Annotated in this window: 25 protein-coding genes; 13 read left to right on the top strand and 12 right to left on the bottom strand. The window is 61.4% G+C overall.

Going from position 1 to position 22,774, the window contains the following annotated elements; all coding sequences use genetic code 11:
• Positions 1-5: 5 nt before the first annotated feature.
• From ACJ8MK_RS04695 to ACJ8MK_RS04670, 6 genes are all read right to left on the bottom strand, one after another.
• Positions 6-2,084, bottom strand: a complete 2,079-nt coding sequence (locus tag ACJ8MK_RS04695; protein WP_442517559.1) for an ABC transporter permease — start codon at positions 2,082-2,084, stop codon at positions 6-8.
• A 67-nt stretch (positions 2,085-2,151) separates the two neighbouring features.
• Positions 2,152-3,183, bottom strand: a complete 1,032-nt coding sequence (locus tag ACJ8MK_RS04690) for an ABC transporter substrate-binding protein (protein ID WP_442517558.1) — start codon at positions 3,181-3,183, stop codon at positions 2,152-2,154.
• Positions 3,180-4,508, bottom strand: coding sequence for an MFS transporter family glucose-6-phosphate receptor UhpC (uhpC, locus tag ACJ8MK_RS04685; protein ID WP_225845470.1), 1,329 nt, complete (start codon positions 4,506-4,508; stop codon positions 3,180-3,182). Before uhpC ends, ACJ8MK_RS04690 begins: the two co-directional genes overlap by 4 nt.
• Before the next feature lie 60 nt (positions 4,509-4,568).
• Positions 4,569-6,110, bottom strand: coding sequence for an MASE1 domain-containing sensor histidine kinase (locus tag ACJ8MK_RS04680; protein WP_103829742.1), 1,542 nt, complete (start codon positions 6,108-6,110; stop codon positions 4,569-4,571).
• Complete coding sequence (locus tag ACJ8MK_RS04675) at positions 6,110-6,739, bottom strand: response regulator transcription factor (protein ID WP_103798836.1); 630 nt, start codon at positions 6,737-6,739, stop codon at positions 6,110-6,112. The genes ACJ8MK_RS04680 and ACJ8MK_RS04675 overlap by 1 nt, the downstream gene beginning before the upstream one ends.
• 123 nt (positions 6,740-6,862) lie before the next feature.
• Positions 6,863-7,627: an arylamine N-acetyltransferase family protein gene (locus ACJ8MK_RS04670; RefSeq protein WP_164096812.1), complete on the bottom strand. Its 765-nt coding sequence runs from the start codon at positions 7,625-7,627 to the stop codon at positions 6,863-6,865.
• A 151-nt stretch (positions 7,628-7,778) separates the two neighbouring features.
• On the opposite strand from ACJ8MK_RS04670, the gene ACJ8MK_RS04665 reads away from it, so the two are divergent.
• Positions 7,779-8,531, top strand: a complete 753-nt coding sequence (locus tag ACJ8MK_RS04665; RefSeq protein ID WP_033653492.1) for an SDR family NAD(P)-dependent oxidoreductase — start codon at positions 7,779-7,781, stop codon at positions 8,529-8,531.
• Here the strand turns inward: ACJ8MK_RS04665 and ACJ8MK_RS04660 are convergent.
• A complete protein-coding gene (locus tag ACJ8MK_RS04660) occupies positions 8,516-9,412 on the bottom strand; it encodes a LysR substrate-binding domain-containing protein (protein ID WP_077038871.1) in 897 nt (298 codons plus the stop codon). The genes ACJ8MK_RS04665 and ACJ8MK_RS04660 overlap by 16 nt on opposite strands.
• Before the next feature lie 116 nt (positions 9,413-9,528).
• Between ACJ8MK_RS04660 and ACJ8MK_RS04655 the strand changes: the two genes are divergently transcribed.
• Positions 9,529-10,308, top strand: coding sequence for a HalD/BesD family halogenase (locus ACJ8MK_RS04655; RefSeq protein ID WP_442517557.1), 780 nt, complete (start codon positions 9,529-9,531; stop codon positions 10,306-10,308).
• Positions 10,309-10,345: 37 nt separating this feature from the next.
• Here the strand turns inward: ACJ8MK_RS04655 and ansP are convergent, their stop codons facing one another.
• Positions 10,346-11,812 carry an L-asparagine permease gene (ansP, locus tag ACJ8MK_RS04650; protein WP_033637529.1) on the bottom strand — a complete coding sequence of 489 codons (1,467 nt, stop codon included), beginning with the start codon at positions 11,810-11,812 and terminating at the stop codon, positions 10,346-10,348.
• A 436-nt stretch (positions 11,813-12,248) separates the two neighbouring features.
• A complete protein-coding gene (locus ACJ8MK_RS04645) occupies positions 12,249-12,686 on the bottom strand; it encodes a PACE efflux transporter (protein WP_033637530.1) in 438 nt (145 codons plus the stop codon).
• Positions 12,687-12,798: 112 nt separating this feature from the next.
• Here ACJ8MK_RS04645 and ACJ8MK_RS04640 point away from each other — a divergent pair, with 112 nt between their 5' ends.
• Positions 12,799-13,692 carry a LysR family transcriptional regulator gene (locus ACJ8MK_RS04640; protein WP_060420076.1) on the top strand — a complete coding sequence of 298 codons (894 nt, stop codon included), beginning with the start codon at positions 12,799-12,801 and terminating at the stop codon, positions 13,690-13,692.
• Between the two features lie 16 nt (positions 13,693-13,708).
• On the opposite strand, the gene ACJ8MK_RS04635 is transcribed toward ACJ8MK_RS04640, so the two are convergent.
• Together ACJ8MK_RS04635 and ACJ8MK_RS04630 are read right to left on the bottom strand one after the other, a co-directional pair.
• Complete coding sequence (locus ACJ8MK_RS04635; RefSeq protein ID WP_033647075.1) at positions 13,709-14,272, bottom strand: DedA family protein; 564 nt, start codon at positions 14,270-14,272, stop codon at positions 13,709-13,711.
• A 50-nt stretch (positions 14,273-14,322) separates the two neighbouring features.
• Positions 14,323-15,000, bottom strand: coding sequence for a DJ-1/PfpI family protein (locus ACJ8MK_RS04630; protein ID WP_161764967.1), 678 nt, complete (start codon positions 14,998-15,000; stop codon positions 14,323-14,325).
• A gap of 91 nt (positions 15,001-15,091) precedes the next feature.
• Here ACJ8MK_RS04630 and ACJ8MK_RS04625 point away from each other — a divergent pair, with 91 nt between their 5' ends.
• The 3 genes from ACJ8MK_RS04625 to pbpG all read left to right on the top strand — a co-directional run bounded on the left by ACJ8MK_RS04625 (position 15,092) and on the right by pbpG (position 18,266).
• Complete coding sequence (locus tag ACJ8MK_RS04625) at positions 15,092-16,036, top strand: GlxA family transcriptional regulator (RefSeq protein ID WP_033653487.1); 945 nt, start codon at positions 15,092-15,094, stop codon at positions 16,034-16,036.
• A gap of 45 nt (positions 16,037-16,081) precedes the next feature.
• Positions 16,082-17,185 carry an adenosylhomocysteinase gene (locus tag ACJ8MK_RS04620; protein ID WP_442517556.1) on the top strand — a complete coding sequence of 368 codons (1,104 nt, stop codon included), beginning with the start codon at positions 16,082-16,084 and terminating at the stop codon, positions 17,183-17,185.
• A gap of 151 nt (positions 17,186-17,336) precedes the next feature.
• Positions 17,337-18,266 (top strand): D-alanyl-D-alanine endopeptidase, encoded by a 930-nt coding sequence (gene pbpG / locus ACJ8MK_RS04615; RefSeq protein ID WP_041033978.1) that lies wholly within the window; start codon positions 17,337-17,339, stop codon positions 18,264-18,266.
• Between the two features lie 34 nt (positions 18,267-18,300).
• Here pbpG and ACJ8MK_RS04610 read toward each other — a convergent pair whose 3' ends face one another.
• On the bottom strand, positions 18,301-18,756 hold the full coding sequence (locus ACJ8MK_RS04610) for a GNAT family N-acetyltransferase (RefSeq protein WP_033647069.1): 456 nt from the start codon (positions 18,754-18,756) through the stop codon (positions 18,301-18,303).
• Between the two features lie 75 nt (positions 18,757-18,831).
• On the opposite strand from ACJ8MK_RS04610, the gene ACJ8MK_RS04605 reads away from it, so the two are divergent.
• The 7 genes from ACJ8MK_RS04605 (at position 18,832) to ACJ8MK_RS04575 (ending at position 22,747) form a co-directional block, all read left to right on the top strand.
• Complete coding sequence (locus ACJ8MK_RS04605) at positions 18,832-19,236, top strand: VOC family protein (RefSeq protein ID WP_442517555.1); 405 nt, start codon at positions 18,832-18,834, stop codon at positions 19,234-19,236.
• Between the two features lie 259 nt (positions 19,237-19,495).
• Positions 19,496-20,065, top strand: a complete 570-nt coding sequence (locus tag ACJ8MK_RS04600; RefSeq protein ID WP_442517554.1) for a methyltransferase family protein — start codon at positions 19,496-19,498, stop codon at positions 20,063-20,065.
• A gap of 14 nt (positions 20,066-20,079) precedes the next feature.
• Positions 20,080-20,361, top strand: coding sequence for a 2TM domain-containing protein (locus tag ACJ8MK_RS04595; protein WP_073529472.1), 282 nt, complete (start codon positions 20,080-20,082; stop codon positions 20,359-20,361).
• Between the two features lie 4 nt (positions 20,362-20,365).
• Positions 20,366-20,611 carry an acyl carrier protein gene (locus ACJ8MK_RS04590; protein ID WP_442517553.1) on the top strand — a complete coding sequence of 82 codons (246 nt, stop codon included), beginning with the start codon at positions 20,366-20,368 and terminating at the stop codon, positions 20,609-20,611.
• Between the two features lie 7 nt (positions 20,612-20,618).
• A complete protein-coding gene (locus tag ACJ8MK_RS04585; RefSeq protein WP_442517552.1) occupies positions 20,619-21,395 on the top strand; it encodes a hypothetical protein in 777 nt (258 codons plus the stop codon).
• The gene (locus tag ACJ8MK_RS04580) at positions 21,382-22,074 is read left to right on the top strand and encodes an ABC transporter ATP-binding protein (protein WP_442517551.1); all 693 of its coding nucleotides are present in this window, start codon (positions 21,382-21,384) and stop codon (positions 22,072-22,074) included. The genes ACJ8MK_RS04585 and ACJ8MK_RS04580 overlap by 14 nt, the downstream gene beginning before the upstream one ends.
• On the top strand, positions 22,067-22,747 hold the full coding sequence (locus tag ACJ8MK_RS04575) for a hypothetical protein (RefSeq protein ID WP_442517550.1): 681 nt from the start codon (positions 22,067-22,069) through the stop codon (positions 22,745-22,747). The genes ACJ8MK_RS04580 and ACJ8MK_RS04575 overlap by 8 nt, the downstream gene beginning before the upstream one ends.
• Positions 22,748-22,774 lie beyond the last annotated feature (27 nt).

Genomic DNA, 22,774 nt, shown 5'->3' with positions numbered 1-22,774 from the left:
CTCCATTACGCCTGGTTTTTGGCTTTTGAACGGGAGATGCGTGCCTCGCCGATCAGCCAGTCAAAGAGGAAAATAATCGCCAGCATCACCACGATCAGAATTGAACCGTAGGCGATCGCCACCCCGTATTCGCCGTCTTCCACGCGGTTGAGGATGTATGCGGTGGCCACGCGGGTATCGGGGGTGACCAGGAAGACGATGGCGCTGACGGTGGTGATGGCGCGCACGAAGCTGTAGATCAGCGCCGACAGGATCGCCGGGCGCAGCAGCGGCAGCAGGATGTGCGTGATGGTGCGCAGCGAGCCGGCGCGCAGGCTGAGCGAGGCTTCGTCCAGCGATTTGTCTATCTGGCCCAGCCCGGCGATCCCGGCGCGAATGCCCACGGGCACGTTGCGCATCACCATCGAGATAATCACGATGGCGGCCGTCCCGGTGAGGTACACCGGCGCGCTGTTGAAGGCGAGAATGTAAGAGACGCCGGCCACGGTGCCCGGCACCGCAAAGCACAGCATGGTGGTGAACTCGATGGTCTTTTTGCCCTTGAACTGCTGGCGCACCACGATCCAGGCGATCAGCAGGCCGAAGGCGGCGGTGATCGGCGCGGCGATCCCGGCGTACAGCAGCGTGTCGAGCAGCGAAGGCCACGCGCCGTCGCTCATACCCTGGCCGAACAGCTTGATGAAGTTATCCAGCGTCAGCGTGTAATCCACCCCCCAGTTGACGGTGAAGCTGCCGTAGAAAATGCTGCCGTAGAGCAGGGCGTTAAAGGCTACCCACACCGCCAGCAGCGCGATCACGCTCCACACCAGCGTGACCGGCAGCGGCTGTACGTCGCCGCGGTAGGATTTGCCGGACACGGTGACGTAGGAACGCTTGCCGATCCACAGGTACTGAATGCAGAACACCAGCAGCGAGAACAGCAGCAGGAAGGCGCCGAGGGTGCTGGCGGCCTGATAGTCGAGCTGTGAGCCGGTGATGTAGAAATAGATTTGCGTCGCCAGCACGTCGAAATTGCCGCCGAGCACCAGCGGGTTGCTGAAGTCGGCCAGCGATTGCACCACCACGATCAGAAACGCGTTGGCCAGCGCCGGTTTCAGCAGCGGCACGAACACGCCGTTAAAGGTTTGCCAGCGGCTGGCGCGCAGGGTGTAGGAGGCTTCTTCCAGCGAAGGATGAATGGTCTTGATCGCGCCGTCGAGGATCATGAACGCCATCGGCGTGAACGCCAGCACCTGCGCCAGCCAGATGCCGGTAAAGCCGTACAGCCAGTTGGTGTTGGTCAGGCCGAACCAGGCCACCATCCACTCGGTGACGTAGCCGGAGCGCCCCATCATCAGCGTGACGCCCAGGCCGACGACGAACGGCGGCGTGACGATGGGCAGGATGGAGAAAATGCGGCCGATAATGGCGCTGCGCTTGGCGATGCGGGTGGTGTAAATCGCCAGCACCAGGCCGAAGAAGGTACAGCCGGCGCCCACCGCGATCGACAGGGCGATGGAGTTGAGGATCACCTGAACGATATGCGCCTGCGACAGCACGTTCATAAACGCCAGCGGCGCGAACGCACCCGTCTGGTCGGTGAACATCGGAATGAAAATCGCGATGCTCGGCCAGACGATGAAGACGCCGATCAGCGCCACGATGGTGACCAGCGCACCGATAACGAAACGGTCGCCACCCAGCCATTCGAGGCGGGTCAGCGCCAGCGTCATGATGGCGCCCAGCGCGGTCAATTGCACCAGGGTGGCGTAGCCTAAACCGCGCCCCGCCACCGTGGCGCTGACGACGATAAAGGCCATGCACAGCAGCGCCCAACCGGCATCGAACGCGTGGCGCCGCCGCCGTTCACCGCCCGCCGGGGCGTAGGGGCGAAGCAGCAGCAGGCTCGGCAACAGGCACCATAGCCAGCTGACATTGCGGTGTGACCAGCCGTAGGCCGCGAGGATTTCATCGCCGGTGGACTCCAGCAGGCCGTAATCCAGGCTCCAGCTCGGCAGCAGGGCGAACGCCAGCCAGCCAAGCAAGACCCAAAGGAATATCGCATCTCGTTTTTTCACGAGATGGAGAGCATGTGTATGTGACATAAGTTTCCCGGATGTTCAGGCCGGGTAAGGCGTGAGGCTTACCCGGCAACAGGCGCAGAATGCGGGCTTATTTACCCATCTTGACTTCGCTGACCCATTTATTGATCAGCGCCTTGCGGACCTCGGTCGAGCCGTATTTGTCCATGTCGTAGTTGATCAGCTTCAGATCGTCGAGCTTCAGCGAGTTCGGCGAGGTAGCGGCGGTGGTATTGGTCAGGATCTGATAGGACTTGCCTTTCTGCCATGCCAGTTCCTGCGCCTCTTTCGACAGCACCCAATCCACGAACAGCTTGGCGTTGTCGAGGTTGCGCGCGCCTTTGAGGATGCTGACGCCGCCGATTTCGTAGCCGGTGCCTTCACAAGGCGAGATCAGCTCAAGCGGCGCGCCCTGTTCCTTTTCGAGCGAGTAGTCATGCAGGAAACCGATGCCGATCGCCGTTTCACCGCGGGCGGCGTTGCGCGCCGGGGCAATGCCGGACTTGGTGTACTGCGAGACGTTGGCGTTCAGCTGCTTGAGGTAATCGAACGCCTGATCGTCTCCCCACAGCTGGGCAAAGGTCGCCAGCGCGGTGTAGGCGGTGCCGGAGCTCTGCGGATCGGCGATTTGAATCTCGCCTTTGTATTCCGGCTTGGTCAGGTCTTTCCAGCACTTGGGCACCGGCAGGTTTTTCTCTTTCAGGCGCTGGGTATTGACGCCAAAGCCGAGAATGCCGACGTAGACCGCCGAGGAGTAGTGGCCTTTCAGCTTCGCCGGATCGCGGAATTGTGGCATCACCTGTTCGAGGTTCGGCGATTTGTACGGCTGCAGCAGCCCCATTTCACCGGCCTGGGATTGCGGATCGAGCGTGCCGCCGTACCAGACGTCCGCCTGCGGGTTTTTCTTCTCGGCGTCCACTTTCGCCAGTGTGCTGCCGGAGCCGTTGCGGATGAACGAGGTTTTCACGTCATATTTCTCGCCGAAGGCTTTGGTTTCCGCTTCGCACATTTCATTGGTGGCGCTGCAGTAGACCACCAGGCGGCCCTTGGCGTGCGCGGCGCCGCTCAGCGTGGCCAGCACGATGCCGGAAGCTATCAGGGTAGTGACTAAGGTTTTTTTCATTGTTTTATCCTTCTCTCGGTAGAGGTGGTAACGCTCGCCATCAGCAGCGGCATCAGCAATAAACCCATAAGAACGGCGGCGATCGACAGCAAACTGAACATGCCTGACCAGCCGTAGCCTTCGATGATCTGCGACAGCGGCCAGCCCGCCAGCGCGGCCCCCAGGTAAGCGAACAGGCCGAGAAAACCGGTGATGGAGCCCGCTGCGCCTTTGTGCCCGCATTCCACGGCGGCGAGGCCAATCAGCATCTGTGGGCCGAAGACAAAAAAGCCCACCGTAAAGAAACAGCCCGCCAGCAGCGCGTAGTGATGCACCGGCGCCAGCCACAGCGCGGCGACGGAAACCATCAGCCCGAGCGTGAACAGCAAAATCATCGGCGCGCGCTGCCCGCCGAACAGCAAATCCGAGCCCCAGCCGGCGAACAGCGCGCCGAGCAGGCCGCCTACCTCGAACAGCATCACCGTGGCGTTGGCGCTGAGCAGGTTGACGCCGTGGCTTTCCGTCAGCCAGAGATTGCCCCAGTCGTTCAACGCGATGCGGATCAGATAGACCAGTACGTAAGAGACGCCGAGCAGCCAGATCATCGGGTTCTTCAGCATCGTGGTGCGCAACATCTGCCACAGCCCCATCGGCGGGCTTTGCTGTTCCTGGCGCAGCTCCAGCGGATCGTGGCGCCACCGGCCGACCGACGGCAGGCCTTCTTCTTGCGGCGTGCCCGTCAGCCGCCGCGTGAGCCAGATGCCCAACACCATGCTGACGGCGCCCGGGATCAGCATCGCCGCCTGCCAGCCCCAGCGCTGGGCGGCGAAGGCGCTGATCAGCGGCACGATCGCGCCGCCGAGGTTGATCGACATATTCCAGCAGCCCCACCAGAAGCCGCGCTCGTTGCGCGAATACCAGTGGGTCAGCAGCCGCGCGCAGGGCGGCCAGCCCCAGCCCTGAAAGAAGCCGTTCAGCGCCCAGACCGCCAGCAGCAGCGTCAGCGATTCGCCGAAGGCGAACGCCACGTTCAGCAAGCCGGTGGCGAACAGGCCGATCCCCATAAACCTGCGCTGCCCGTGGCCGTCGTGCCACAGTCCGGCGGCGAATTTCGACAGGCCGTAGCTCAGGTAAAACAGCGAGCCGAGCAGGCCGATGTCCCCTTTATCCAGCCCCAAATCCGTTTGCAGCGCCGGCAGCACGTAATTCACGCTTTTGCGCGTCAGGTAAAAGGCGGCGTACCCGATGACCATGTACAGCAGCAGTCGCGGGCGCAGCGCGCGGTAACGATGATCGATTTCAGATGCCGAGCGTGCCTGCATAGCCGCCTCCCTGGTGCTGACTATAAGAAGGTGAAAGGGAAAGTGGATGAGAGAAAGTCCGGAGTGGCTAAGACTTTTTCCTAGTTAGTCGATGGTTTGTTGCAAATTTGTGGGCAGGTTAACAATTACCCGCGTGCCGCAATGCGTTTCCAGCGTCAGCTCGCCGCCCAGCGCGCTGACCCGCTCGCGCATCCCCTGAATGCCGAGGCCGGGCGCCTTGTCCGCGCGGATGCCGATGCCGTTGTCCCGCACCTCGAGGTGCAAAAGCGCGCCCTGTTGATACAAGACGATGGCGACCTCGCTGGCTTCGGCATGTTTGCACACGTTGTTGAGCAGCTCTTGCAGCAGCCGGTAGAGGGTGAAGCGCACCGTTTCGCCGGCGGGCGTGTCTATGAGCCGGTAGTCGAAACGGCAGCGGATGCCCCGTTCGGCAAAGGCGAATTCGCTCAGCAGGTGGTGAAGCGCCTCTTTGAACGCCAGCTCGTCCAACGCGGGCGGGCGAAGCTGGCGCAGCAGCTGGCGCGTGGAGTGATGAATGCGCCGGGCGAGCTCGCTTATCTGGTGCGCGGCGGCCTGGGTTTGCGCCGGATCGCGCGCCCGTTTGACCATCTGCGACTGGATTTGAATCGCGGTGATGTTCTGGCCGATTTCATCGTGCAGCTCGCGCGCCAGATTTTTCCGCGTGTCTTCTTCGGTGTGGATCAGTTTTTCGGTCAGCGCTCGCCGCGCCGCCAGCTCTTCTTCCAGGCGACGCTGATAGTGGTGCAGGTTTTGCGCCAGGTGCTGCTGGCGGCTGATGGCGATGCCCAGGCCGATGCCGAGCAGCGCCTGCGTCGCCAGAAAGATTTCCAGCTCGACCAGATTGCCGAACCCCACGCCGACCTGCCGGGCGAGGGTGATCATCATGCTGCCGAGCAGGCCGGACAGCACGCCGCCCTGCCAGCCGAACTTCCACGCCATCACCACGTTCGGCAGAAACACCACGATCAGCAGCAGGCGTTCGATTTCCGGCGACAGCACCATCTGCGTGCCGATGCCGATAACGAAGAACAGGCTGCACCAGATGATTAAGGACGCGCGCAGCGGCGGGTTGGGGGTGTCCAGCCCCAGCAGGTGGTAACGGTGCTGCTGGCGCAGAAATTCAAAGATCAGGTAGACGAACGGGGTCAGCAAGACGCCGCCGGTAAACGACGCCAGGCCAAGCAGCATCGCCGGGCTTGGCACAAACGGCGAAAGCAGGGTGGTATTGAGCAGCGAGGCGGCGGTCACCGCAGCCAGCAGCAGCGTCAGCCGCTGCCAGTAGAGCGGAAAACGGTGCCAGAGTCGTTGCGCGACCGCGGCCGGAAGCAGGGTGATAAACGGCGCGGCCAGCAGGCCGTAGCCGCTCAGCAGGCGTTCGCCGTGCAGCCAGAACAGCAACAGCACCGGCGGAATTATCAGGGCGGGCCAATAGCGGCGCGCCAGCAGGATCAGCAGCGCGAGATAGACGCCGTGCGGCAGAAACAGCGCCGCCTGATTGCCGTTGTGGGTTAGATAGAAACCAAGCGTCCACAGCATCAGCCAGCCGCTGCCCCAGGCCAACAGGATAAACAGCGAGATAACCCAGGGCCGGAGTTTGGGCGACATCAATGCCCCGCCAGCAGCTGATGGTCGAGGGCGAAATGCACCAGCTCGATGGTGCTGTTGCACTGCAACTTGCCCAGGACGTTAGCGCGATGCACGTGCACCGTTTTATGGCTGAGCGCGAGCTTGAAAGCGATCTCCTTTACGCTGTCGCCTTTGACCAGCAGATCGAAGATTTCACGCTCGCGTGGGGTCAGCACTTCCAGCGCCGTGGCCGGCTGCTCGCCGCCGCGCAGCGCCCGCAGCGCGTCGGCGCACAGGTAATGGCCGCCCATATCGACGGAACGCACCGCCTGCACCAGCTCTTCCGGCCCGCAGCGTTTGGTCAGATAGCCGCTGGCGCCGGCGTCCAGCGCGCTTTGCACGAAGGTGGGGGAGTCATAGATGCTGAGGATGATCGCGCGGAACTGCGGCTTCTGCGCCCGCAGGCGCTTCAACAGGCTGAGGCCGTTTTCATCCGGCATGGCGATGTCCATCAACGCGACGCTGACGTCGTCGCGCAGCAATGCCGGCCAGGCCGCCGCCGCGCTGCTGTATTGCCCCACCACGTCGAGATCGTCCTCGAGGCTCAGCAATTGCGCAAAGCCGGAGCGCACCACCACATGGTCATCCACCAGTATCACACGGATCATTTTTCGCACTCTGTTGCCGAATCATGGCCCTATGATGCCTGCCGCCGCGGTGCTGGCAATCAGCCAAGCGCGGTTATGCAATCGGTGTAACAGAATCGTAATAAAAGGGCGCCGCCTGCGCCGTCAACGATCCAAATCGATGGCGAAATGCTGCCACAGCGCGGTGCGCCGCTCCTCTTCCGAATGCAGCGTCGTTTCGTGGCGCTGATGATCTTCGGTCACGATCAGCTTCATGTCGCTGAGGGTCACCCGGCCGTGGTCCGTCGGCCGTGAACACACCAGGCGCTGGGTGAAGTGCGACTGCGGCGAGGTGCTGTGGAAGCGGCACATCTCGTCGAACTCATGCAGCTCGCGCGGCTGAACGGTAAAGCGATACAGGGTTTTGGCATGCGAACGTTGGTCGCCGTTGCGGCGCTCCAGCAGGTAATAGTCGCCTTCCCGCTCCAGGTGGAAGGTACCGCTGGCCTGCGGTTGCGGCTCGGCGGCGACGATCTTCAGCGGCGTCAGGAAGGAATCGCCGAAACCGACGTCCACCAGCCAGGCCTGGCCCGCCAGATCCACCCGCAGCGCCAGATGGTCGTAGGGCGGGCCGAAATGGCCGTCGCGCGCGCGGATCTCGCCGGAGATGAAGCTCACCTTAAAACCGATCTCCCGCAGCAGCAAGGCGAACAGCGCGTTCAGCTCATAACAGAAACCGCCGCGGTTGCGCTCGATCACCTTGCTGAACAGCGCCTCCGGCGCCAGCTGAATACCCTGATGATAAATAATGCTCAGGTTCTCGAACGGGACGCTCAGCATGTGGCGATGGTGCAGCTGTTGCAACGTGGGGAGGTCAGGGCGGGCGGCGCCGGTAAAGCCGATATGCTGCAGGTAGCGTTGGGTATCCACAGGGAGTCTCGCATGAGAAAAAGTAGGCATAAAATAGCGGGCTTTGCGGCTTTTGTGAGCGCATTACGTGCTGCGCTGTCGCTGCTGCCGCAAACTGTCACTGGCCGGCGCTAGCCTGTTCCCCTGAGTTCAATCTGGCAGGAGAACGGCTATGCAAGATTTCAAACATCGGGTGGCGCTGGTGACCGGCGCTTCCACCGGCATCGGCGAAGCGATCGCCGCCGAACTGTTTCGGCGCGGTGCCACGGTGGTGATGACCGGCCGCCACGCCGCGCCTCTCGCCGCTGCCGCCGCGCGGCTCGATCCCGAGGGCCGACGGGTGATGACGTTGCGGATGGACGTGCGCGAGGCGCCGTCGGTGCAGCAGGGCATTGAAGAGACGGTGCGGCGCTGCGGCGCGCTGCATCTGTTGGTCAACAACGCCGGGATCACCGGCCCGCATGAGGTGGACATCGATCGGTACGCGGTCGAAGATTGGCATGAGGTGATCGCCACCTGCCTGAGCGGCACGTTTTTCGGCATGAAGTACGGCCTGCCGGCGATCGTCGCCGGCGGCGGCGGGGCGGTGGTGAACCTCTCTTCCGCCAACGGCGTGGTGGGCATTGCCGGGATCGCGCCTTATACCGCCGCCAAGCATGGCGTGTTGGGCCTGACGCGCTCCGCGGCGCTGGAGTTCGCCACGCGCGGCGTGCGCATCAACGCCGTCGGGCCGGGCTATGTGGAGACGCCGGCGATGAGGGAACTGCCGGCGTCGGCGCGGGCGCAGATGGCCGCTTCGCACCCGATGGGGAGAATGGCGACGCGTGAAGAGGTGGCGAAAACGGTGGCTTTCCTGCTCTCGGACGACAGCAGTTTCACCACCGGCGCGTTTTACAGCATCGACGGCGGTTATACCGCGCGCTGAGCCAGCGCCTGCAGCCAACGGAGAAACGCCGCTGCGCCGGGTTTTTCCAGCGTGCGCGGCGGGTAAACCACGTAGTAGGGTTTGCTGAGCGGCAGCGCCGGTTCGGCCAGGGTGACCAACTGGCCTGCCGCCAGTTCACGGCCGATCAGCCGCCGCTGGCCGAGCAGCACCCCGCGCCCTTGCACGGCGGCGTCGATGGCCAGCGAGGTCAGGTTATAGGTCAGCCCGCGCCGCGCCGGCGGCATTCGATCGGCGGCGGTGAACCACTCGTGCCAGCCCGGCAGAAACTGGCTCTCCTTGCCCCAGTCGACGTGGATCAGCGGCAACTGCGTCCAGTCGCCGCGATCGCGCAGCGCCGGGCTGCACACCGGCTGCACCCGATCCTGAAACAGCCGCACCTTTTCCAGCAGCGGATAGTCCTGATCGCCGAAGCACAGGGCGAAGTCCGCCGCCGAACGGGCGAAATCGACCGCCGCATGGGTGGCGTGCAGCCGCAGATCGCCGTCGGGGCACTGCGCCAACCAGTCGCCCAGCGCCGGGTTCAGCCACTTGGAGGCCAACGCCGGCAGGGCGAACACCGTCAGCGTCTGTTTGCCGCGCTGGCGCTCGACGTGCTGCTGCGCCACGCGCAGCGTTTCGAACGCCTCCTGCACGTAGGCCAGGTAGTCCGCGCCCTGTTCGGTCAGCGTGACGCCGCTTTTGGCGCGGATGAACAGCGTGATGCCCAGATGCTGTTCGAGCTGGCGGATCTGCTGGCTGACGGCGGCGGCGGTCAGCGCCAGCGTATCCGCCGCGCGGGCCAGGCTGCCGGTGCGGGCGGCGGTTTCGAACGCCAGAATGGCGCTCAGCTTGGGCAAGCGCGCGCGGGACGGTGAGTGCATGGGCAGGGCTATCGCTAAGAATTGGTTAGCTTATCCATAACGTATTTTTGTTATGGCGGCAATGCGCCATTCGCTACAGTGAGAGGCATCCGGCTATCGCACACGAGGGGAACGCCATGCCGCAACTTGCCGATATTATCGATCTGTCCGCTCATCCCATCGACGACGCCGCATTCCGCGCCCGTTGCCGGCAAACGCTGGAGCGCGCCGGCGCGCTGGTGCTGCCGGGATTTCTGCGTGCCGCCGCGCTGGCGACGGTGCGGTTGGAAGGTGCCGAACAGCACCATGCGGCGTTTTACGCCACCAGCAAACACAACGTGTATCTACGGCCACAGGACGATACGCTGCCGGCCGATCACGCGCGCAACCGGCTGGTGGTGTCGTCCAAGGGCTGCATTACCGACGAAGATATTCCGCCGCAGTCGCCGCTGCGTGCGCTGTACGACGCCCCGGCGTTTCGCGCGTTCCTCTGCGCGGTGTTGGATGAGGCGCAGCTGTATCCCTACGCCGATCGGCTGTCGTCGATCAACCTGCATTACGCCCACACCGGCCAGGAGCTGGGCTGGCACTTCGACAACTCGTCGTTCGCCATCACGCTGCTGATCCAGAAACCGGCGGCGGGCGGCCGTTTCGAATACGTGGAGAACCTGCGCGACGCCGATCGCGGCGAGATGAACTATGCCGGGGTCACGCAGGTGCTGGACGGCGAGCGGGCGGTCAAAAGGCTGGCGATGGAGGAGGGGGATTTGGTGCTGTTTCGCGGGCGCAACGCCATGCACCGGGTGACGCCGACCGAAGGCGACATCACGCGCATGCTGGTGGTGCTGGCCTACAATGCGCAGCCGGACGTGATGCTGTCGGAAAGCGCCAGAATGACGTTCTACGGCCGCTTATAGCGGATAAAAAAACCGCCCCGGAGGGCGGTTTGTCGATTCAGTGCGGGTTCTGCTCTTCGTGAGCCTGCTGTTCCCGCTTCACTTCCTGCGCGCGCTTGCGCAGGCCGAACCAGCCCAGCGTCAGCAGTACCGCCAGCACCGGAATGGTGGCGATGGTCCAGGTACCGTTCGGGTAGTCGAACGCCATCATCACCACCACGATCAGCAGGAACGCCAGCGTCAGCCAGGAGGTGAACGGCGCGCCCGGCATTTTGAACGATACCGGCTGCGCGCGGCCTTCACGCACGGCTTTGCGCAGGCGCATCTGGCAGACGATGATAAACGCCCATGAGGCGATGATGCCCAGCGAGGCGATGTTCAGCACGATCTCGAATACCTGCGAAGGCACCAGGTAGTTGAGCACCACGCCGATCACGTAGATGCCGCAGGTGACCAGGATGCCGGCGTAAGGCACCTGCTGGCTGCTCATTTTGGCCATCAGCTTCGGCGCCGAGCCGCCCATCGCCAGCGAACGCAGGATGCGGCCGGTGGAGTAGAGGCCGGAGTTGAGGCTGGACAGCGCGGCGGTCAACACCACGATGTTCATGATGGTGCCGATGTAAGGCACGCCCAGCTTGCTGAAGAAGGTGACGAACGGGCTTTGGCCGGCCTGGTAGGCGTTCCACGGCAGCAGCAGCACCAACAGCACCACGGAGCCGACGTAGAACAGGCCGATACGCCAGATCACGCTGTTGATCGCTTTGGGCATCATTTTGGCCGGATCTTTACACTCGCCGGCGGCGGTGCCGATAAGCTCGATGCCGGCGAAGGCGAAGATCACCCCTTGCACCAGTACCAGCGCCGGCAGCAGGCCGTGCGGGAACATGCCACCGTTTTCGGTGATCAGGTGCATACCGGTGGTGTGCCCGGCGACCGGGGTGCCGGTGCCGAGGAAGACGACGCCGACAATCAGGAACAGCGCGATGGCGACCACCTTGATCAGCGCGAACCAGAACTCCATCTCGGCGAACCACTTCACGCCGATCATGTTCATGGTGGCGACGATGCCGAGCGCGCCGAGGGCGAACAGCCACTGCGGCACGTCGGCGAAGGTGCCCCAGTAGTGCATGTACAGCGCCACCGCGGTGATGTCGACGATGCCGGTCATCGCCCAGTTTAGGAAGTACATCCAGCCGGCGACGTAAGAGGCTTTCTCACCGAGAAATTCGCGGGCGTAAGAAACGAAGCTGCCGCTGGAAGGGCGATGCAGCACCAGCTCGCCCAGCGCGCGCAGGATGAAGAAAGAGAAGATCCCGCACACCAGATAGACCAGCGCCAGCGCCGGCCCGGCCAGTTCGAGACGGCCGCCGGTACCGAGGAACAAGCCGGTGCCGATCGAACCGCCGATGGCGATCATTTGGATCTGCCGGTTGCCCATGCTTTTGTGATAACCGGATTCATGAGAGTCTAGCCAGCGTCTTCTGGCGGCGTGTTTATCGTCCGCCGACTTTTTTTGTGAGTGCATTATCCGTCCTGTTTACCTGTCTATGATGAACGCCGCCCTGAGCTGCAGGGCAAACGATTGCCATCAGCAATCGTAATGAGAATGAGGTCGTGGCATCATTCCGCTGTTTATTGTGTATACAGCCGCCGTTAAATAACGGCGTGGCATGCTACCGTTTCCCGATAAAGGTGGCAAAAAAACCTGCGTACAAAGCGTGAACAATTGTGTGTATTTTTTAAACTGAAAACAAAAGCGCATATTATTCAGTAAGATGAGTCTCATTATCAACACGGAAATATCGAACGATAAAAGTGATTGAAATCACAGAATAATAATTACCGCGCAAATTAAAGGGATTTGGACGTTATTTTGCGTGAGGGGGAAGGCGGGCGGAAAATAAAGCGATGGCGCCTGCGCAGTAATTAGCGTGCGCAGGCGAATCGGACGCGGGGGCTTTTTAGGCGGATTCACCGGCCGGCAGAGCCGAAGCCGGCAGGCCGAACAGCTTGTCGAACGCCCAGTTAAACAGGAAGGTGTAGCAAGGAATGATGACGATCAGCGCCATATCCAGCAGCAGCGCCTGCCACAGCGTGATGCCCATCCACCAGGCGATCAGCGGGATCAGATACACCACCAGCGTCAGCTGAAAGCCGACGGCGTGCAAAATGCGGCGCTTGAGCGTGCGGGTGCGCGACAGCTGGCGGCTTTCCCACCACTCGAATAAAGAGTTGTAAATAAAGTTCCAGCTGACCGCGATGGTGGTGATCACCACCGCCAGCGGCCCGGTGCTGCTCGGCGCATGGCCCGACAGCAGCGCCAGCCCCAGCGCCGAGATCGCCATGCCGATGATTTCATAAGCGGTGACATACACCAGTTTGCGTTTGACGCCTTGCATTGTTTTCTCCCGATCTGTTTTTAGTTGCCTCTGTGGCGGCGGCGGCTAAGATAACGTCAATCATATTGATAGAAAAAGTCAGGAGCTGTCAGTTTTACTGACAGGTTAAACGATGAACTTTTCCAGCGACAATATCGAGCTGTTTCTGGCTGTGCTCGATCGCGGTTCGTTTTCCGCCGCCGCCCGCGCGCTGCGGCGCGTACCGTCCGCTGTCAGCATGGGCATCGCCAACATGGAGGCGGAACTCGGTTTCGCCTTGTTCGATCGCTCGCACCGCGAACCGACGCCGACCGCGCTGGCGTTGGCCTTGGCGCCGCACGCCCGGCTGATCGCCGGGCAGCTCAAGCAGCTGCAGGTGCACGCTATCGAACTGTCTCAGGGGCTGGAGAGCCGGCTTTCGATCGGCGTGGCGTCTGACATTAACGGCGCCGGCCTGCTGGCGGCGGTGAAGACGCTGTCGCAGCGTTATCCGTTGCTCAACATCGAAGTGCTCAGCGCGCCGCAGGACGACGTGCTGCACATGCTGCACCAGGAGCGCATTGGCGTCTGCCTGGCGTTCGGCGGGCTGAACATCAACAGCGCGGAGCAGTTCCACTCCGTTGGCGCGGAATCGCTGGTGGCGATGGTCTCGCCGCAGCATCCGGCGCTGGACGGCGCGGCGGGCGAACTGTTTCTCGAGGATCTGGTCAACGTGCGGCAGATCATGGTGGCCAGCCGCGATCTGCCGATCGGCGATCTGCGCCCGCAGGTGGCGGAGGCCTACTGGCGCACCGACAGCCTGCCGATGGCGCTGAACATGGTGGAAGCGGGCCTGGGGTGGGGCAATTTCCCGCTGTCGCTGGCCGAGCCGCTGCTGGCGCAGGGGCGGCTGGTACGGCTGAAATTCAAAAACACCAAGAACGAGCTGCGCTTGCCGATGCATTTGATCTGGCTGAAGAATCGCCCGCTGGACAAGGCGGCGCGCGAACTGGTCGAGCTGATGCGCGCGGCACCGCAGGAAGGCTGACGCCAGGCGCGCTGGCTTATTCCGCGTGGCGTTTGCGCCACCAGAAGCGCACCAGCAGGATGGCGGCGATCGCCAGCGCGACAAACAGCAGGCTGGAGAGTTTTTTGTCGAAGCCGGTAACGAAGCGTTCGATCGCCTGGCCGCCAAAATAGCCGAGCATGACGAAGATCGTCGCCCACAGAATGGCGCCGAGGATATTGAGCGGCACGAAGCGCGACGGCGGCAGGCGGCTGGCGCCGATCAGCACCGGGCCGATGATGCGGAAACCGTACATAAAGCGCACCCCGATAACGAACAGCATTGGGTGGCGGGCGATCAGCTTTCTGGCGCGCGCGATGCGCTTTTCCTGCCCCTTGAGCCGCGAGATGACCCGGCCTTCGAACCGGCGGCCGGCGAAGTACAGCAGCTGATCCCCCAGCGTACCTCCCAGCGCCACCACCGCGATCACCCACGGCCAGTGCAGCAAGCCTTCATGGGCGGCGATGCCGCCCAGCAGCGTGATGGTTTCTCCCTCAGCCAGGCAGCCGATAAACAACGCCCAGTAGCCGTAGTCCGTAATGTAGTGGGCCAAATCGGTCATTCCTTACTCCTTATGTGACTGACGCATAAGGGCAAGTATACGCCCGATCGCTAGCCTTGGGCGATCTGGGCCACCAATGCTCTGCGCCGCGCCAGGCTTTCCGCCATCTGCGCCTGTACCCTGGCGTAAATGTGCGGCGGGGCCAGTTCCGGCGTGCCGCCCGTGAACGGCGGGGCCGGGGCGTATTCCAGGTAGAGTTGGATCGTTTGGGCGGTGTCTTCGCCGTGCAGTTCGGCGATCAGCGCCAGCGCGAAATCGATGCCGGCGGTGACGCCGCCGCCGCTGATCACGTTGCCGTCGCGCTCAACGCGTGCAGCGCTGGGGATGGCGCCGAACAGCGCCAGGCTGTCGCGCATCGACCAGTGGCAGGCGGCGCGTTTGCCCGCCAGCAGGCCGGCGGCGGCCAGGATCAGCGAACCGGTGCACACCGAGGTCAGGTAGCGGGCATCGGCGCCCAGCCGCCGGATTTGCCGCATGAACGCTTCATCCTGCAATGCCTGGGTGCAGCCGCTGCCGCCCGGCACGCACAGCACGTCGCAGCGCGCGATCTCCGGCAGCGGGCGCAGCTGGGTGAAGTGCAAGCCTTCCGATTCGACATCCGCGCCGTCTACCGAAGCGACGATGATTTCCGCCCCCGGCATGTGGCGCAGAAACTGCAGCGGGCCGGTGAAGTCGAGCTGGGTGACGCCTTGATAGATGGGAAATACAATCACGAGTGGTTCAGACATGACATTCGCCTCATTTTTATCGTTGGACCTGGGCCATAATAGCCGCCCTGTTTTTGGCTGGTATGACAAATAACCCTCAAAAAGCGCCATCATGAAAACGATCGGTTTTGTGGTTTTTCCCGGTTTCAACCTGCTGGACTTTGCCGGCCCGCTGGCGGCGTTCGATAACGTCAGCCAGTTTACCGATCCGCCGGCCTACCGCTGCGTGGCGATCTCGCCGCAGGGCGGGATGGTCGCCAGCTCGGCCGGGGTGGAGATCGCCACGCAGCCGTGCGGCGACGAGCGTTTCGATACGCTGGTGGTGGCCGGCGGCAGCGGCAACGTGATGGCGGCGCAGTCGCCGGCGCTGGTGGCGTTTCTGACCACCCACAGCCGGCGGGCGCGGCGCATCGCCAGCGTGTGCACCGGCGCGTTTATTCTGGCGGCCTGCGGTTTGCTGGACGGCAAGCGCGCCACCACCCATTGGTATCACGCGGCGCGGCTGCAGCAGAGTTATCCGCGCATCCGCGTCGACAGCAACCGTATCTTCATTCGCGACGGCGATATCTGGACTTCGGCCGGCATCAGCGCCGGTATCGATCTGGCGCTGGCGTTGATAGAAGACGACCTTGGCGCCACCCTGGCGGCGGCCGTGGCGCGGCAGCTGGTGGTCTATCATCGGCGCCCCGGCGGGCAGTCGCAGTATTCGCTGCTGCTGGCGTTGAACCCGTCGTCGGATCGCATGCGCGCCGCGCTGTCGTTCGCGCGCGAGCACTTGCACCTGCCGCTGTCGGTGGCGGATCTGGCCGACGCCGCCTGCCTGAGCGAGCGCCAGTTCGGCCGGCTGTTCCGCGCCGAAACCGGGCAGACGCCGGCCAAGGTGATCGAACAACTGCGGGTGGAGGCGGCCAGGGTGCGCATCGAAGAGAGCGCCGAGCCGCTGGAGGCGATCGCCCGTTCGGTGGGGTTCAGCGATCCGGAGCGCATGAGGCGGGCGTTTATCCGCGTATTTGGCCTGTCGCCGCAGGCGATCCGCCGGCTCGGCCGCGCGGGATAACTTTTTTGCCACGCCTGGCGGCGGGGCACACCAGAGGAGCAACGGATGTATCAGGATTTCGAGAGCGAATTGAACTGGGCGATGCGCCATATGCCACGCACCCGGGCGGCGGTGGCGGCGTTGCCGGACCTGCACGGGGTGCGGCTGGCGTGCAATATGCACCTGGATCTGAAAATGGCGCCGCTGGTGGCCGGCCTGCTGGATAAGGGCGCGGCGATCTTCCTGACCACCTGCAATCCCACCACGGTGCAGAACGACGTGGTGGCCTGGCTGGAACGGCGGGGCGCGCAGGCCTATGCCTGGCGCGACATGAACGCCGGCGAATGGTCGGAGTCCTTCGACCGCGCGCTGGCCTGGCAGCCGACCCACCTGTGCGAAATGGGGGCGGATCTGACCACCCGTTTGCACCAATCGCCGAGCGGCCCGCAGATCGTCGCCGGGCTGGAAGCCACCGGCTCGGGCATCAGCCGGTTAAACGGCGTGGCGCCGCGCTACCCGATCTTCAACTGGGACGATCTGCCGGTGAAAGAGGGGCTGCACAATCGGCATATGGTTGGGCTGACCGCCTGGCACACCTTCTTCCAGACCACCCACTTGACGCTGCACGAAAAGCGCGTGCTGGTGATCGGCTACGGCCTGGTCGGGCAGGGGACAGCGGCGGCGGCCAGGGCTTACGGCGGCCAGGTGATGGTGGCGGAAATCGATCCGGCGCGCGCGCTGCAGGCGCGTTATGACGGCTGGCAGGTGGTGGATCTGGCGAGCGCCGTCGCGCAGGCGGACGTGATCGCTACCGCGACCGGCGCGAAAAACGTGCTCTCGGCGCAGCATTTGCAACAGGCGCAGGACGGCGTGTTTATCCTCAACGTCGGCCACGTGGCGGAAGAGATCGACGTCGGCTTCCTGCAAGGCCTGCCGCACCACGAGCCGATGCCTTATGTGAACGCTTACCAACTTAATGAGAAGACGGTCTATTTGCTGGCCAACGGCTCGATGTTCAACCTGACCGCCGGCTATGGCGACAGCCTTAACGCCTTCGATGTGACGCTGGCGGTGATGACGGCCGGCATCGGCCATATCGTCGGCGCCGGGGCGCGGCAAACGCCGGGGCTGTACCTGTTGCCGCAGTCGGCCTGGCAGCCGGCGCTGTAACTTTTTTCACGCGGGCGTTCATCCCAGAGCGCCCGCGGGCTGCGTCGTTTTTCAGCGGACAGAATTTGTCACAAATCCGCCATACAATCCCAGTGCCAAGCGCTGAACCCTCACATATAATTCGCTGAGTTCAAGCCCCCATTTCAGAGTAATGCCTGTGAAAATACGTGTTTTGGTTCTGACCCTGCTCGCTTTGCAGGCGGGCGCAGGCTTTGCGCCGCGCGCGTTGGCCAGCGACAACGCCGCCGCCCTGCACGCCACCCAACCGGAGCTGGCCTCCGGCAGCGCGATGGTCGTCGATATGCAAACCCATAAGGTGATGTACGCGCGCAACCCGGATGAAGTGGTGCCGATCGCCTCGATTACCAAGCTGATGACCGCCATGGTCACGCTCGACGCGCACCTGCCGCTCGACGAGATGCTGGCGGTGGACATCCGCCAGACGCCGGAGATGAAAGGGGTGTATTCACGGGTGCGGCTGAACAGCGAAATCAGCCGTAAGGATATGCTGCTGCTGGCGCTGATGTCGTCGGAAAACCGCGCCGCCGCCAGCCTGGCGCACCACTATCCGGGGGGCTACAACGCCTTCATCAAAGCGATGAACGCCAAGGCTAGGGCGCTGGGCATGACCAATACCCATTATGTGGAACCGACCGGGCTGTCTATTCATAACGTGTCGACGGCGCGCGATCTGACCAAGCTGCTGATCGCCACCAAGCAATATCCGTTGATCGGCCAGCTCAGCACCACCACCGAACGCATGGCCAGCTTCAAGGATCCGAACTACACGCTGCCGTTCCGCAACACCAACCATCTGGTGTACAACCCGAAATGGAACATCCAGCTGACCAAAACCGGCTTCACCAACCAGGCGGGCCACTGCCTGGCGATGCGCACGGTGATCGGTAACCGCTCGGTGTCGCTGGTGGTGCTGGACGCCTTCGGCAAATATACCCACTTCGCCGACGCCAACCGTCTGCGCAGCTGGATTGAAACCGGCAAGGTGACGCCGATCCCGGCCGCCGCCCGTGACTATCGCCGCCAAAAAGACGCCCGTCTGGCGAAGAACGACAGCGAATAACCCGCCTGGCGGCCTGCCCGTTTGCGGCAGGCCGCTATCGGCCCTCGGGCCGCCTGATGACAAATCCCCGCTCGCGATCGCCGTCGAAACCCGCCTTGAGATAAAGCTGGTGCGCGCCGGTGCGTTGCTGCCCCGACAGCAGCATCACCTTGTAACAGCCCTTGCGCCAGGCCAGCTGCAGCGCGTATTCGATCATCGCGAGCGCCACGCCGTGGCCGCGATAGGGCTCCGCCGTCACCACGTGTTCGATGACGCCGAACGGCTGCGCCTGATGCGCCAGCCCCGGGATCAGCGCCAGCATGCAGGTGGCGATCGGCTGTTCCTCTTGCGCCGCCACCACCAGACGGATCGCCGGATCGTCCAGCAGGCGTTGCAGGGCACGGCGCGCGTCGTCGCTGCGCAGCGGCGCATCCTGTGGGCGCAGCTCGCGATACAGAGCCAACAGGCCGTTGAGATCGTCCGGCTGCGCCAGGCGATGAATGATGCTCATGGTTGCTCCTTTCGCCGCTTCAAGGGTAATCCGCTATCCTCCATTAATACCACAACGATTACCGAAGGGGATGTTATGAGTCAGGTTTCGACCTTTGTCATGTTCCAGGGGGAGGCGCAGCAGGCGATCGACCTCTACAGCCAGGTGTTTGAGCGTTTTCGGCTCATGCAGGTGCAGCATTACGACCCGACGCCGGACGGCCGGCGGTTAATCAAGCATGCCACCATCGATTTCGATCGGCAGAACCTGGTGTTTATCGACAGCCCGATCAGCCATGATTTCAGCTTTACCCCGGCGGTGTCGCTGTTCATCAATCTGCCTAACGAAGAAGCGTTGGAGAGGGCGTTCCACCGCCTGGCGGAGGGCGGTAAGGTGCTGATGCCGCTCGACGACTACGGCTTCAGCGCGCGTTTCGGCTGGCTCAACGATCGCTTTGGGCTTTCCTGGCAGCTCAATGTGCCGGCGGGGGATTTGGGATGACGCCCGCGGCGCCTGGATTTTCTGGGGAATGCTGCCCTGCGGGCGGCATCTCTGTACGCAACGCGGTATTGAAACGGCTGTTTTTCAGTAAAGTATGACACGTCACACAAATTACCGGTTCTCATTAAATTTTTTAACATTTGGGGTTGAATTTACAAATTAAGATGTTATCTTACATTTGAAATATTTTGTTATCATTCTGTATTTGTTTTTCCGTCTTATTTGACGGGTATTTAATTTTTTCTAGGGATAATATTAAATGCTTTTCAATTATGCATTTCTTGCAATCGGATTGCTGTGGATTATTTCTGAATCATGCATTGGCGCAACAAAAAATGCGAATTCAGATTCTGCAAATATAAAAGACAAAGGCTCGGTCAGGTTGCTTAATGTGGTGACCTATAGCGCCCTCTTGCTTGCCTTTTGGATTAACACCTTAAAACTCCCTCGTTTTGCAAAGCCGGATGACATTATATCCTGGTGCGGCTTGTCCATTATTATCCTCGGCCTGACGTTGCGCTGGTGCGCCATTTTGAAGCTGAAGAAATATTTTACGGTAAACGTCGCCATTTTGCATGACCACCAGTTATTGACCAGCGGGTTGTACCGCTACATCAGGCACCCTGCGTATTTGGGGGTGATCGTTGCCTTCGGCGGCATGGGGCTGGCCCTGGGAAGTTACCTGGCGATGGCTGTGCTGGTCGTTCCGGTGACGCTGGCTTTTCTTTGGCGCATTCGCATTGAAGAACGGGTTCTGCTCGCGGCTTTCCCTGAGTCCTATCGGTCGTATCAAAGAAACAGCTGGCGTTTGATTCCTCTTGTTATTTGAAAGGAACAATTACCGTGCACCCTGAAAATGAATATGTGGTTGCGGCAAGAAGAGCCAGAAAGAAACTGGCATTTTACTTTCACTTCTTTATCTATTTAATTGTAAATATTCTATTGCTAACGATTAATCTGATACAGGGCGGGAAGCTTTGGTTCTTCTACCCGTTATTGGGGTGGCTGTTAGGGATATTGATTCACGCCTTCTTTACTTTTTCAAATCTGCATGCGCGTTGCTGGCGAAAAATGGTCGAGAAGGAAATTAACGCACTTGAGAAAAGTAAGAACATAAGGAGATAACGCGATGACTACACCAACGGTTTTGGAACAACTGTGTGAAGAAGTGGCCAAGATTTTAAAGGTAAACACGGTCGATGCAGATTGCCCACTGGGTCAATTAGGCATTGATTCATTAAATGTGGTTGAGTTAATCCTGGCTTGCCAGCTGCTCTACCCGAACGTGATGGATTTCGACGATCTCAGCTTTGACGAACACTCTACGCTGCGGGAGATCGATAGCCGCATGATGGAAAGCAGCGTTACGGTCTGAGGTCATTATGCAAACTATCGCAAAGAAAAAGGTCGGGTTTATCGTAGTGAGAGTGTTGCTCATTACGTTTGTCGTGGGCAATGCCATTGCCTGGCTGTCCGGCGCCAAACCCATTGATTTCCCCAAGTTGCCTTATGCGGCGGCTGACCAGACTGCCGTCAAGCAACTGGAAAGCACCCCGATGGGGGAGATGTCCAGCGAACACGCACAGAACCTGGGCATGCACTATTTCCTGCACAATCACCTGGAGGAGGCGCATCAGATCCTCCAAAGCGCATTGAACAGGGATGAGAGCAATGCTTCCTTGCGGGCGTTGAAGGCGGCAAATGACGTTAAACGCGCGGGAGAGCGTCTGGATCTGCTGTTCGGTCAGATCAAGCTCTATGACCTGAAGCAGGCGCTGCACACACTAAAATCGGTGTCTGACGCTTTGCCGGAGCAGTTGGATATCCAACTTTTGGCGCTGTGGGCGTTTACCTCGGTTCCCGATATCAATGACAGCGCGCAAAATGCCGTTGTTATTGCCAAACGCATCGAGCCGATACTGAATGCCGAGCAGTCGATGCCGCAGGCGCTGTCCGCCTCCAGCTGGTTGGCGATGGCGAGACTGTATCTGCACATGGCTGAATCGGCAGACGGCGCCACTCCAGCAGCGAGCTGGCAGCTGCAAGCCAGGAACGCTTGGCAACATTACCAGGCACTGAAGAACCCGCCGATCTGGTTGGAGCGGGAGAGCGCGGTGGTTGCGCAGGGTATTGCCGGGTTACCCGATGTTAAAGCCTGACAGCATGGAAATCGCAGTGGCCGAGCGGGTGGGGAAGCACTATCAGCGTGGCGACGTGCGCGTTGAGGCGCTGCAGTCAGTTTCTTTCTCATTGCGTCAAGGCGAGTTTCTGATTATCACCGGTGAAAGCGGCAGCGGAAAAAGCACCTTGCTGAATCTGTGCGGTGCGCTGGATGTGCCGGACACCGGGGTATTGCGGCTGTTTGGCCAGGATGTCGGCACGTTAAGCGATAGTGAGCTGTCGCGGCTGCGAAAAGAAAAAATCGGGTTCATTTTCCAGGATTTTCACCTCATCCCGGTATTAACGGCGCAGGAAAATGTCCGCTACGCCTTGGACATTCGTCACAGCGCCAACGCCGGCAAGAAAGCGCAGGCGCTGCTGGCCTCCGTCGGTTTGGCAGATAAATGCCAGGCCTTGGTGACCGAACTGTCGGGGGGGCAAATGCAACGGGTGGCGATAGCCAGAGCGTTGGCCGGTTCGCCGGCCTTGATTGTTGCCGATGAGCCGACCGCTAACCTGGATAGCAAAAACAAAGCTATCGTAATGACGTTGCTTAAAAATTTGTGCCGTGAAAGGAATGTCGCCGTGGTGCTTGTGACTCATGACCGCTCTTTGGTCAGTTGGGCGGATCGGGTGCTGGTCATGCAGGATGGGAAGGAGTGTGACAAAGATGAATAGGTTCTTTTACGCGTTAGGTTTGCTGTGTTTTTCCTTTCTGAGTTACGGGCAAAGCGCCGTCTTGTACCCAACGGCCATTCCCGATTCGGAGCAGGAACAGCGGGCGTTGAAGCAACAGCTGTTGTCGACGCTGGCGGCGCAACGCACTCAACAACAGTGGCGGCAACTGGCCATCGTCAGCATTTCATTGATTGATAATGCCGACGCGCCCGAGGTAAAAGAGGCGACGGCGGTTTTGCACCAGGCACTGACGATGTACCCTCAGGACGCTGAGCTTATGGCCGTTCAGGGGAGCCTGTTTTGCATTCAGGCAGGCAGTCGCAATATTGATGGCATGCAAGCCATGACCTTGGCGAATAAGGGATTCCGCCAGTTGGACCGAGCTGTGATTATGGCGCCTGATTGGCTGGGGCCGCGTTTACAACGTGCGATCACCGCCAGCCGAGCGCCGGTTTTTCTCGGCAAGCGCCCGCTGGCGCGGGAAGATTTCACTTATCTCATAGCGGCGGTACCGGCCACCCCTGAGACGCAGGTGCTGAGGGCGATGTTGCTTTATCAATTTGGCGAGCTATCGCAGCAGGATAAGGCATTGGCCAGCTCTCTGTGGCAACAGGCGGCGGCTCTGGAAGGCGGTGTCTGGAGTGAGCGAGCCAGAGGGCGTCTGTCGCCCTGATATTGGAACTCGAATAATAATACGGAA

The sequence above is a fragment of the Serratia sp. CY38905 genome (assembly GCF_052168875.1).
Classification (GTDB): domain Bacteria; phylum Pseudomonadota; class Gammaproteobacteria; order Enterobacterales; family Enterobacteriaceae; genus Serratia; species Serratia sarumanii.
The sequence above is the reverse complement of the archived record's forward strand: the minus strand, read 5'-3'. Positions and strand labels throughout refer to the sequence as shown.